The following is a 12,304-nucleotide window of genomic DNA, read 5'->3' as shown; positions in this document are numbered from 1 at the left end:
TAACCAATAAATAAACTAACGAGATGAAAGTCTATAAAACTGATCAAATCCGGAACATTGCTTTAATTGGTAATGCCGGCAGTGGGAAGACCACCCTCGCAGAAGCCATGCTGTTTGAGGGTGGAGTGATAAACAGAAGAGGTGAAGTAACTTCCAAAAACACCGTTTCAGACTACCAACCTATTGAGCACGACTATGGCAACTCCGTTTTCTCCTCTGTGCTTTACACCGAATGCAACGACAAAAAAATTAATATCATTGATACTCCGGGAATGGACGATTTCCGTGGAAGTGTTATTTCTGCATTGCATGTTGTAGGAAGTGCTGTTGTAACTGTAAACACCCCTCATGGCATTGAAGCAGGTACCGAAGCGGTATGCAGATATACCGAGCAAGCCGGAAAACCAATGATCTTGTTAATGAACCAACTGGATCATGAGAATGTGAATTTTGACCAAACTGTTGACCAAGCAAAAAGCATTTTTGGCAATAAAGTAACTGTCGTTCAATATCCTGTAAATAGTGGCCCCGGTTTCGACTCAATCATCGATGTATTGAAGATGAAACTATACAAATATCCTGCTGATGGTGGAAAACCTGAAATCCTGGATATCCCTGAAGATGAAAAGGACCGTGCCGATGAACTACACAACGAGTTGGTAGAAATGGCCGCTGAAAATGATGAGGCTTTAATGGAATTATATTTCGACAAAGGATCATTAAGCGAGGATGAAATGCGCCAGGGAATTAAACTGGGTATGATAGATCGAAGCTTATTCCCTGTTTTCTGTGCCGATTCAAAACACAATAAAGGTGTTGGCCGACTCATGGAATTCATTAGCAATATCACTCCATCTCCTGCTGAAGCAGTGGAAGTTCCTGAAATTAATGGAAAGGTTGTTGACAAAAGTGAAAAAGCAGCTACTTCCATCATTGTGTTTAAAACCACTATTGAGCAACACGTTGGAGAAATCACTTATTTTAAAGTGATGAGTGGAACCGTAAAAGAAGGTCAGGATTTAATCATCGCTAAAACAGGTAACAAAGAACGCATCTCTCAAATTTTTGTCTCTGCAGGTAAGACCAGAACAAAAGTATCAGAAATGATTGCCGGTGACATTGGTGCCACCGTGAAGATGAAAGATGTCAATGTTAATAACACCTTGAGTGAAAAAACAGCCGGATATAAATTTGCTGAAATTAAATTCCCCAGCTCTCGTCACACAGTCGCATTAAAAGCTGTTAACGAATCTGACGAAGAAAAAGTAGGTGAAATGTTCCAAAAGCTTCACGATGAAGATCCAACATACATCGTAGAATATTCGAAAGAATTGAAGCAAATGTTGGTTCATTGCCAGGGAGAATACCACATCAACACATTAAAATGGTATTACACCAATGTTTTCAAAATCGACATTGAATTCAAAGATCCTAAAATCCCATATCGTGAAACCATCACCAAATCTGCTCAGGCTGACTATCGCCACAAAAAGCAATCAGGCGGATCGGGTCAGTTTGGTGAAGTTCATATGATTATTGAGCCTTATGTTGAAGGCGTTCCTGAAAAGAACATGTTCAACATGAATGGCAAAGAGCAAAAAATTTCTGTAAGAAATACAGAAGAGCACCAATTGGACTGGGGCGGTAAATTAATTTTCCACAACTGTATTGTTGGTGGTTCTATTGATGCACGCTTCCTTCCTGCAATCCTGAAAGGAATTATGGAGAAAATGAACGAAGGCCCATTAACCGGTTCATATGCCCGTGATATCAGGGTTTATGTTTACGATGGAAAAATGCACCCCGTTGACTCCAATGAAATTTCTTTTAAACTGGCTGGTCGTAACGCATTCTCGATGGCCTTTAAAAACGCTGGTCCTAAAATTCTTGAACCGGTTTACGATTTAGAAGTACTTGTGCAAAGTGACCGCATGGGTGATGTAATGAGTGATCTTCAAGGACGTCGTGCCCTGATTATGGGAATGGGAAGTGAAAAAGGCTATGAAAAAATCAGCGCCAAGGTTCCATTAAAAGAAATGAATAAATATATTACTTCTTTAAGTTCCTTAACTCAAGGACGTGGAATTTTCAGTATGAAGTTTGACAAGTACGAAAAAGTGCCTCAGGAAGTACAAGACGAATTGCTTGCTGCATATGCTGCTGAGCAAGAAGAAGAATAGAACCAATTCTAATCCAAGAATAGTTATCTAAACTAAAATGAAAGAGCCTCGGATCAGCCAATCCGGGGTTTCTTTATTTTTAGCTGTGAGAGTTGATCAATGAGTTGATCACACTTTAAAAAGTGAGGGAAACATACCATTTCATAGATCATTGTGGAATTCATCAAGATCGACAGTTATTAAACAGCGTTTTTTCTCCTGCCGGAAGCCTTCATCTTTGCCTTGAAGCAAAGACGAAGCAGAAAATTCAAGGCTGATTTTTATTTTCCCCATTATCTTCACAAAACCTAAGTTCAAAAGAGTGATTTCCTCGAACACTCGGAACTTCTCTTTTTCTCTAAGATTTTGTTTTGATTTCGGGATCAATAAAAAAAGGCGGATTTGCTTGTAAACCTTGAAAATTAACTGATAAACATAAAAAGATGGCATCGAATCGTAAGGCAAAAACAACTAGAGACAACATCAAATAATGAATGCCTTTTAAAGAAAAACGACTAGTTCGGTATTTCAACCAAAAGCTCACCTACTTTTCTATGCGAATTCGGGCATCCACTGCTAAAATCCTATCACCTTTCCCCAATAACGGATTAATATCCATCTCTTTGATTTCGACTGCAAAACGAAGCAAACTGGAAAGTCGAACAATGATTTCAGCAAACTTACGCTGATCAACTCCCTCCTGCCCCCGATACCCTTTAATGATTTTGTATGACTTCAGGTTCTTAATCATTGATGAAGCCTCACACATTCCCAGCGGCGCCAAGCCCGAGGTAACATCTTTTACAAGCTCCACCAAAACACCACCCATTCCGCAAAGAATGACATGCCCGAAACGATCTTCATATTTTGCACCAACAAACAGTTCAATTCCGGAAGCCATTTCGGCCATTAAAACGGAATGGGTATGGGGTATTTTCATCAAACGATTGAATTGATGTTTCACCGTATCTATGTCACGTATATTCAGAACAACCCCACCAACATCGGTTTTGTGCACAGGACCAATTACTTTCATCACCAATGGAAAACCAATATCGCCGGCAATTTCGACAGCTTCTTCCAAACTCGTAGCCACCTGCTCGTTCACTCTTGGAATTCCGGCAGCATCGAATAACCGATGGATAATCTCAGGAGGTTGATAGCCATCCTTTGCATGATCAATAATTCGTCGTATTTCAGGAATATCCACTCCATCGAGGAAAACACCATCGTCATGAGGCCGTGGAGTTCGATACACCTTCGTCAATGCTTTGCCCAATAAAACTTCATCCGGAAAATTTACATTTCCTTCAGAAAGGAAATAAGCCAAATCAGATTTAACATTGATGACCGACGGCAAGATTGGGTAGATGGGTTTTTTGCAGGTATGCATCTTTTTGTCCAGCACCTGGTACACATCCCGCACAGGGAATAAGCCCGGACTACCATAAATAACTGCCATTCCATCCACTTCATTAAAATCATTTTCACAGGCATCAATTATTGCCCCCATCTGCTCAGCATTGCCGGTAGCCAGAAAGTCGATTGGATTCTCAACGGATGAACCGGGAAACAACTTCTCTTTCAACGCCTGTTTCTTTGGAGAATCTTCGATGTGCGGAATTCGCAAGCCACCAGCCTCCAATGCATCCGTGAGCATAACGGCAGGCCCACCGGCATGGGTAATGATGGCCATTCGCTTTCCCTTCATCTTTTTACACATAAAAACACTTGCCACAGTAGTTAACTCTTCGCGACCGTAGCAGCGAACAATTCCTGCCTTACGAAAAAGCGCCTCCACTGCAAGGTCGGAACTAGCCATTGCCCCGGTATGGGAAGTAGCAGCCCGACTTCCGGCATCACTTGAACCCGCCTTGATCGCTGCAATCTTACAGCCTTTTCGAATCAGGGAGGAAGCATGTTTCAATAATTTATCCGGATTGTGAATGCTTTCGAGATACAACAACTTTACTTTTGTGCTATGCTTGGGATCGAAGTTTTCATCTAAATACTCCAGCACCTCTTCCACTCCTATTTGAGCAGAATTACCAACGGAAAAAACGCTGGCAAAGTGCAGGCCTTTGGGAATTCCGGACTCCATGATAAAAACTGCAGTAGCCCCCGAGCCGGAAATAAAATCACACCCACGAGGATCGAGCTTTGGAACAGGCGTGGTAAACACACTGGCATGCCAGGGAGACAATACGCCAATACAATTAGGGCCGATCAGGGAAGCTCCGTACTTATTAACAGTTGCAACAATTTGCTCTTCCAGCTTCTTCCCTTCATCACTTTCTTCACTAAATCCGGCTGAAATGATAATCACCGCTTTGACTGTTTTATCCTTACATAGGATTTCAACCACCGAAGGACAAGCAGCTGCCGGGATGGCCAGCACTGCTAATTCAACCGCTGGCAAATCATCAACCGAAGGGAAAGCCGATACTCCCTGCACCTCTGTTGATTTCGGGTTGACTACATACAAGTCACCTTTAAAATTATTATCAATGAGGTTTTTGAGAAGCTTGCCTCCCGGTTTCGAAATATTATTGGATGCCCCAATAACTGCAATACTTCGGGGACTGATCATTTCTCTATTTAGCATTCCTTTTCAATTATTGATATTCAAATGTAGGGAATCCATTCTCAAAGACACCTGATATTTTTCATTCCCTAGAGGTATTATAAAACAACTCGCAATTTTTACTTCCTAAAAAAATCAATAGTTTTGGGAGCAGAATGAACAATCAATCGGAACAACGGATCATGGTCTATTGCGATTTTTCGCAATCGATGAACATTGGAATTGTGCATGGAGCAAGAATGGCAGACATCTTTAAAAAGGAACTTTGCCTTTTTCATGCCTTAGGGAAGAAAGATCGGAATGAAAAGCTTGCCGTTCAGAAAAGCTTAACCATGATCATTCGAAAACTAAAAAAAGACCTGCCGGGAATGACGATTTCCAGTCTGACCTTAAAGGGAGAGCTGGAAGATACCATTGAACGAGTGGCGGAGCAATACGATGCAATCTTGCTTGTTCTTACCGATGAAAAGCTGAAGCACAAGATAAAGGCATTGCAATCGAGCCCAATTCCGTTTTTGTTTGTAAAAGCCGATACCGCGGAATACTTGCAATACAACCAGGTTTTGCTTCCCGTTGATTTCCGAAAAGTAATGAAAGACACCTCGCTTTGGGCCTCTTATTTTGGACGTTTCAATAAATCGTCGGTTGTTGTGCTGGGCGCGAACGATAAAGATTCCGACAATCAGAAAAAGACCAAAAAGAACCTGAAGTTTATCGAAAAGCTTTTGTATAAATTGCATCTGGATGTAACATTTGAACAAGCAAACAATGGCAGTTTTCGCTTGCCTTGGGAAGCACTGAATAAAAGCGTTCAAAATCATTCAAACCTGTTGATCATTCCTTCCAGCAAAAACATTAGCCTAATTGATTTGATGATCGGCCTGCCGGAAACGAAGATTATCAAAAAGTCTGGGGATCTGCCAGTGCTGTGTATTAACCCGAAGAAGGATATGTATATTCTTTGCGACTAGCGACTAAGGATTGAGGGACTGAGGGATTGAAGGACTGAGGGATTTGGGGAGAAGGGAACTAGGAGGATGGAGAACGGAGAAGGGAGGACGGTTGTTAATCCTAAATATCGTTTTTTGGGTATCTCGTTTATTGAAATGACAATTTACCTCACGCTTCCAGCTTTTTTTCTATTTTTGAGTATTCTAAAAACCACGACATGCGTTACATACTACTCTCCCTATTGCTTTTTGTAAGTTTGATTTCATTTTCACAGAAGTTGGAATACGATGTGTTGTTTCAGGGCATTGGCGATAACCGGGAATTTTCGAGTGGATACGCAAACTCGCAAACCATTTTAGGGGAACGTACGAGTATGGAATTCGGAACGACCCTGGATGGAAATCACCAGTTCCGAATTGGAATAAGCCATTTGTTTGAATTTGGAAGTGAGTTGGATTACAACAAACCTCAACTAACGGCTTATTATCATTTTACAGATACGAAAACAGATTTTTACTTTGGGGCTTTTCCACGCATGGAAATCCTCAACTTTCCTTTATCGATGCTTACTGACACCATTCAGTATTACCGCCCAAACATTGAAGGGATGTACGGAAAATATTCGTGGGACTGGGGCTATCAGGCTGGTTTTGTTGACTGGACCGGACGACAAACAGAAACTGTGCGGGAATCATTTTTTGCCGGTTTCCTGGGACGGATGGACGTTGAACCTTTGTTTTTTGAGAACTACCTAATCATGTATCATTATGCCCACGCGCTCGAACATGGCCCAGAGGTGCATATTCAGGACAATGCAGCCATGGCTTTTTACCTTGGCACCGATTTAACGAAGCTCATTCCTATCGAGAAAGCGTATGTAAAAGCTGGTACACTGGGTTCGCTGTTCAGGGAACGCAGCGTTACGGATGGCTATTTAAAAGCATGGAGCTTTGTTGGTGAACTTTACGGAGAAATCAAAAATTTTGCGTTGCGAACTACCTGGCATCAGGGACAAGGCCATCATATTACCAATGGCGATCGTTTTTATGATCTGGACAGCTACATTCGCACCGATTTGTACTGGAAATTCCTGAACACTGACCATTTACAGGGAAAATTCAATCTTTCGTTTCACCTGGTTGATGGAAGCGACATTGACCAATCTCAACAGCTTTCGTTGATTTACCGATTTGGCAACTAAAGAAAATCGTTTTGCAGCAAGGTTGAGCTATCTGGTAACAACGGAATAGCATCTGACCTGTACGGATTCTCATTTGACAGACACGGAACACTGCTTGATTGCTGCGTAATATCGCCTGACTGATACCTAATCGCTTCTGACAGGCTCGGAAGCGTTTCCGGCTTCATCGGGTTTTCATCTGATTTTTACGGAATGGAATATAACCTAAGCGGATATCAATCCTGCACGTTCGGATTCGAAAATGACACATCCGGAATTCTATTTGACATATACATAACAGCATCGCACACCTACGGATCTGTCACACGAGGCTTCAGACAGACATATGGTTGACTTCTAAAAACACAATAAAACATGCAATTTAGTTCTACTTATAAGAAAAACACAGGGATACAAACAGTAAATTACACTCGTCTAAAGAAATAAATCTGATAAACACCTTGTCTTTTATGTTTTATTGACCTAATTTGGTTCCTAATTTCATATGTCACCCTATTTACAAAAAAATATCATTATGAATCGAAAACAAGAAAACCGATTTAGTATGTTTTTGTCAGTTGTAGATTATTGTGAAAAAGATACAACAGTCACGAGTTCTTTACCCGCTTTTAGTTCGAATTTCGATCTTCTAAAAACAACCTGCACACAGATTCATGCAGTTTCGGAAAAGCAGGCAACGGACATTACCGGGACAACACTTTCGAAAATTGAAATACGCGACCAGCTATCCCAACTGGCAGCTGACAGTTCGCGCAAGTTAAGTGCCTACGCCAAATTAACGAAGAATACGAAGTTATTGAAAGAGATTAGCTTTTCGGAATGGGAACTTAAACAGTTGCCTGATACGATTTTGGCAGATACTTGTCAACTTATTTACGATCGAGCTCAAAGCAACCTGGCATCGCTTAGTGAATACCAGATTAGTGAAGAAACGCAAACAGCCCTTCAACAGGCAATTGATGCTTACAAGCTTATTATGGCACAACCACGCGTGGAGCAAGTAAGCAAGACCCAGGCAACACGCGAATTGTCGGAGTTATTTGCCGAGGGGAATGAAGCGATTGGCAATATGGATGCAGTTGTAGAAATCATACGCTTAAGCGAAGCTATTTTTTATGCGGGATACAGATCTGCACGTAAAATTATTGATTACGGTGCCGGTAAATTAAGCTTGCGCGCAAAAGTGCTTAATTCGCAAACCGGGGAACCGATACCAGGTGTAACGGTCACCTTCTGGAAAGATGGAAACCTAAGCAAAGCAGAAGCAAGTGAAGAAGTTGCTTCGGTTATTAAACAAACTGCTGAAAAGGGAGGTTTCAATATAAAAGACATGGATACCGGCACCTACCTTGCCCATTTGCAAAAAGAAGGCTACAACGAACAAAGCCTGACGGTTTATGTAAACGAAGGTGAACTAACGACTATGAATGTTAGCTTAACCAAGCTTTAAGATTCACACAATTTCATTAAATAATTATAAATCAAATTAGGGTGTCAGATCCCCGGGGAAAATCCTCGGGGATTTCTTTTTTGTAAAACAGCTTTACTTAAATTAACAATAATTGAAATACGTTTATTAACTTACGTTCGATTTTGAAAACGATTTAATGCCCCAGAATAACAAAATACATCTAAGTTACTCTTCACATCGAGACCAGCCAGTGGTTTTGATTCGCTTTGATTATCAGCATGAAATTCATGAAAGGTTGAAACAATTCGAAGGAATACGATGGAGTAAAACACTGAAAAGTTGGTATATACCAGAAGTTGCGTTTGATTTGCATACATTTTTTGAAGCTTTTCGGGGGGAGGCCTGGGTGGACTACGGAGGGTTAAAGAAAGAGAGAAATATCCTGATAAGTAAAGAATCAGTGCCTAACAGACCGCGCTATAACCTAAAAGCCATTAAAGCGCAATTGACCGATGATGTACACGAAAAAATCCAATCGTTTAAAAAATGGATGGAACAGAAACGATATTCCGAAAATAGTATTAAAACCTACATCCATCAGCTTGAAATCTTTTTTGGATTTTACGCATCCAAGGCACCGGAAATGATCAGTAATGAAGACATTACCAGTTTCAATAACGAATTTATCATGAAACACGGACTGAGCCCGACCTTTCAGAACCAAACTGTAAGCGCCTTAAAATTATTCTATGAGAGACATTACTGCCAGCAATTGCAGCTTGAGAACATTGAGCGTCCGATGAAAGCGAAGCCGCTACCGAAAGTATTTAACAAGCCAGATTTGGAGCGATTTTTTCATGCAATTACTAATCCTAAACATAAAATGGCCATGATGATGATCTATTCATGTGGCCTGAGGAGAGGAGAGTTAGTCAACCTAAAGTTGGAACATCTTGATTCGAAAAGGAAGATACTATCTGTAATCAACTCGAAGGGTAACAAAGACCGCATTGTACCTTTAAGCGACAGAATAATAAACAAAATTAAAGAATATTACCATACCCATAAACCCGAACAATACCTGATTGAGGGGCAATTTGCAGGAACACCGTTAACAGCTTCCAGTTTGCAGAAAGTTTTTGAAAAGGCAATGAAAAAGGCCCGAATCAACAGACCGTACACTATTCATTGCTTACGACACAGTTTCGCAACGCACTTGTTAGAGAATGGAACAGACTTAAGGTATATCCAAGAGCTCTTGGGACACAAGTCATCTACAACAACGGAGATATACACCCATGTAAGTCGCCGCAGTTTACAAAACATTAAAAATCCATTTGATGACCTTGAGATATAAGATAAAGAAGTTACACATATCACTGCTTACGTTGCGATATAAGATAACTTTATTACACATATAAACTAGTTAGCTACAATTTTGAAAAAATGAAATCACAGGAGAAAATATCGAACGAAAATAAAAACTGGTATATCGTTGAGATTATCGAGAAATGTGAACCTGTCGAAAGAGACGAAAAACAAGATTTAAGGAGAGTTATAACATGGGGGAATCACCATTTAATTAAAGCTAATTCTCCAGAAAAAGCTTTTGACAAAGCAGTTAAACTTGGAAAAGAAAGTGAGTACAAATTCACCAATGCGGACAAAATTGAAATGGAATGGATTTTTGTTGGAATTGGAGATTTACTACCAATCTATGAGGACATTGAAGATGGAGCGGAATTAATGTGGACAGATTACGGTTTTATTAGTAATCGTAGAACAATGAGAATGCCGTATGAAAAGCAAGAACTTATGGAATCAATAAAACCAAAACAAAAATTGAATAAAAAACAGTAGCTAACACGGTACATATTGCAGGGCGGGTTCGGTGATACGCCAACTGTGGATTCTCGTTTCGCAGTTCTATGTCCGCCAGCTGGCGGACAGGAACGCTCTCCGAAATCCGCCCCGATAACATGTACCAACCGTTAGCAACAAATTTGAATAAATGGATTTTCTGAGAATAAGATTTGTAATTCCAAAACATTATTCATTCAAATTGGATAATGACCAAGAACTAGTTTTAGAACTTGAACAAGGTTCTCTCATTTTTAATGTGGAAACCTCAGAAGAATCAATTTATCGTACGTACACATTTAAATCAAAAGATTTTGATTTTCAAATTGACAATAAAATAGTTCAAAAAATAATCGACGCATTGTATCTTTTGTGTTTAGAATCGGATATTGGCATACTAATTAATCCAAAGCTAAAATCATTTGGAATTTCAAAGTCTTTCCTTGAAAGTTTGAGTTCAGAAGCAAAAATTAAAATTGAAGAAGATTATATTGGCGTTAAAGTTGTTCCTTCTGGAACAAAGTTTATGAGAATGAATCCATTAACATTGCATGGAAACATTAATATTAAAACATTCGAAAGCCTACTAAACAAATATGTTGGCTTAAAATATCAAAACCATGAAAAGCTTTTGCGCGCAATCGAAATATACAATTCATCTAATTATCTAACCATTGTAAATCAAACTGGTCGATTTATTCTTCAAATGTCAGCGTTGGAAGCACTAATCGAACAACCCAAAGTATCAAAAAGATTACAAAACTCATTGGACTCTTATATTAAAAGAATAAACAAATTAAAAATAAATCCAGATGAAAAGAAATCAATTGACGGCTCTTTAAACTCGTTGAAAAAGGTATCAATAAAGAGAAGTGGAAAGAATCTTGTAGATAATTTAATTGACAACGACAAAAAATATAATGGATTTAAAGCTTCTGACTTCTTTAGCAAAGCCTATGACTTAAGGTCAAAATTTGTTCATGATGGAATAACAGAAACAAAACATCTAAATATTAAAACAATACAAATGCAAAGTTTTGTAAAGGATATAATGAAATCATATTTTGAAAAAATCTGTTGCTAACACGTGGTATAAGGCATGGCTGGGTTTGTGCGGATTCGACAAGTCGAATCTCGTCCCAACCTCAGTTTCGGTCGGACACTCAGACTCTCGTCTGACCGCCACGACCTCATACCACCACCGTTAGCAGCAACTTTAAATACACACAACGAATAAATGGAACAAGGTATTTGGACTTACATTACGGCTATTCTGAGCATTGGATTTGGATGGCTTTTAAATGAAATCAGTCAACTCTTAAGAGGAAGAAAGGAAGACAAAAAAATAAAAAAGAAAGTCCTTTTCTATTTACTGGAACTATATTTCACTTTGAAGCAATTGGATATCAAACCGTTTATTGACATTGTGACTGGAAAGATTTCGGAACGACTTCCAAAAGATGAACAAGATGAAAATTCAAAAAGGTATTTAGCGGCTTTATACCAACATCTAATTGGCAACCTGAGAGAAAAAGAAACAGCAGAAAGAATAATAGAATTAGACGCGAATTATAAAAAGTCTCTTGAAGACTTATCATCAGTAGACCCAATTGCAGCGTATAAGCTTTTTGGAGAAAATGAATTTTTTAAGATAATTGATATGCTATCAAACTATTCAAACTCTTTAAAAAATGAATTTCCACATGACACGGAGGATATAAATAAGCAAACACAAAGTATAATTGAATTTATAAAGCCAGAGTTTTTATCAAAAACTTTGGAAAGTTTAGAAGATAAAATAAGGAAAATTTCTAGCAGCGTTGGAGTTTATACTAGGTATAGAGCTGTAAAAGCTATTAATAAACAAAAAGAACCATTGGATGAAAGTCAATTTAAAACTTTGACAATGTATCTTGATGCCTTTATGCCAAAACAATAAAAGCAGCTGCTAACAATTTGTATATGGCAGGCGGGGGTTTTAGCGGTCTGACAAGTCAGACCTCGTCCCACTTTCCTGCGGGTCTGACAGGATTTCTTTTCGAAATCCCGCCCGACCACATACAAGTGACCGTCAGACTGTCTAAAAACCTAACATCATTTTGTTAAAAACTCGGGGAGGTATTAACACGACTGAAAAT

Annotated in this window: 9 protein-coding genes; 8 read left to right on the top strand and 1 reads right to left on the bottom strand. The window is 39.3% G+C overall.

Features of this window, described 5'->3' with window-relative positions; genetic code table 11:
- The first annotated feature begins 23 nt into the window (after positions 1–23).
- Positions 24–2,180 carry an elongation factor G gene (locus ACUNWD_RS18930; protein ID WP_445589430.1) on the top strand — a complete coding sequence of 719 codons (2,157 nt, stop codon included), beginning with the start codon at positions 24–26 and terminating at the stop codon, positions 2,178–2,180.
- Between the two features lie 523 nt (positions 2,181–2,703).
- Here ACUNWD_RS18930 and ACUNWD_RS18925 read toward each other — a convergent pair.
- Positions 2,704–4,764 carry an acetate--CoA ligase family protein gene (locus ACUNWD_RS18925; protein ID WP_445589429.1) on the bottom strand — a complete coding sequence of 687 codons (2,061 nt, stop codon included), beginning with the start codon at positions 4,762–4,764 and terminating at the stop codon, positions 2,704–2,706.
- Between the two features lie 134 nt (positions 4,765–4,898).
- Between ACUNWD_RS18925 and ACUNWD_RS18920 the strand changes: the two genes are divergently transcribed.
- The 7 genes from ACUNWD_RS18920 (at position 4,899) to ACUNWD_RS18890 (ending at position 12,105) form a co-directional block, all read left to right on the top strand.
- Complete coding sequence (locus tag ACUNWD_RS18920; RefSeq protein ID WP_445589428.1) at positions 4,899–5,714, top strand: hypothetical protein; 816 nt, start codon at positions 4,899–4,901, stop codon at positions 5,712–5,714.
- A gap of 197 nt (positions 5,715–5,911) precedes the next feature.
- Positions 5,912–6,895, top strand: a complete 984-nt coding sequence (locus ACUNWD_RS18915; protein WP_445589427.1) for a hypothetical protein — start codon at positions 5,912–5,914, stop codon at positions 6,893–6,895.
- Positions 6,896–7,409: 514 nt separating this feature from the next.
- Positions 7,410–8,345, top strand: coding sequence for a carboxypeptidase-like regulatory domain-containing protein (locus ACUNWD_RS18910; RefSeq protein ID WP_445589426.1), 936 nt, complete (start codon positions 7,410–7,412; stop codon positions 8,343–8,345).
- Between the two features lie 157 nt (positions 8,346–8,502).
- Entirely contained in the window at positions 8,503–9,663 is a 1,161-nt protein-coding gene (locus tag ACUNWD_RS18905; protein ID WP_445589425.1) for a tyrosine-type recombinase/integrase, read from the top strand.
- 89 nt (positions 9,664–9,752) lie between these two features.
- Positions 9,753–10,166: a DUF4288 domain-containing protein gene (locus tag ACUNWD_RS18900; RefSeq protein WP_445589424.1), complete on the top strand. Its 414-nt coding sequence runs from the start codon at positions 9,753–9,755 to the stop codon at positions 10,164–10,166.
- A 151-nt stretch (positions 10,167–10,317) separates the two neighbouring features.
- Positions 10,318–11,250, top strand: a complete 933-nt coding sequence (locus tag ACUNWD_RS18895; protein WP_445589423.1) for a hypothetical protein — start codon at positions 10,318–10,320, stop codon at positions 11,248–11,250.
- 153 nt (positions 11,251–11,403) lie between these two features.
- Positions 11,404–12,105 carry a hypothetical protein gene (locus tag ACUNWD_RS18890; protein WP_445589422.1) on the top strand — a complete coding sequence of 234 codons (702 nt, stop codon included), beginning with the start codon at positions 11,404–11,406 and terminating at the stop codon, positions 12,103–12,105.
- Positions 12,106–12,304: the final 199 nt, after the last annotated feature.

Source organism: Sunxiuqinia sp. A32, from assembly GCF_052690465.1.
The sequence above is the reverse complement of the archived record's forward strand: the minus strand, read 5'-3'. Positions and strand labels throughout refer to the sequence as shown.

Bases quoted from the DNA above. Each gene is read 5' to 3' on its own strand.
- ACUNWD_RS18930 (WP_445589430.1), top strand. From the start codon at position 24: ATGAAAGTCTATAAAACTGATCAAATCCGGAACATTGCTTTAATTGGT.
- ACUNWD_RS18925 (WP_445589429.1), bottom strand. From the start codon at position 4,764: ATGCTAAATAGAGAAATGATCAGTCCCCGAAGTATTGCAGTTATTGGG.
- ACUNWD_RS18920 (WP_445589428.1), top strand. From the start codon at position 4,899: ATGAACAATCAATCGGAACAACGGATCATGGTCTATTGCGATTTTTCG.
- ACUNWD_RS18915 (WP_445589427.1), top strand. From the start codon at position 5,912: ATGCGTTACATACTACTCTCCCTATTGCTTTTTGTAAGTTTGATTTCA.
- ACUNWD_RS18910 (WP_445589426.1), top strand. From the start codon at position 7,410: ATGAATCGAAAACAAGAAAACCGATTTAGTATGTTTTTGTCAGTTGTA.
- ACUNWD_RS18905 (WP_445589425.1), top strand. From the start codon at position 8,503: ATGCCCCAGAATAACAAAATACATCTAAGTTACTCTTCACATCGAGAC.
- ACUNWD_RS18900 (WP_445589424.1), top strand. From the start codon at position 9,753: ATGAAATCACAGGAGAAAATATCGAACGAAAATAAAAACTGGTATATC.
- ACUNWD_RS18895 (WP_445589423.1), top strand. From the start codon at position 10,318: ATGGATTTTCTGAGAATAAGATTTGTAATTCCAAAACATTATTCATTC.
- ACUNWD_RS18890 (WP_445589422.1), top strand. From the start codon at position 11,404: ATGGAACAAGGTATTTGGACTTACATTACGGCTATTCTGAGCATTGGA.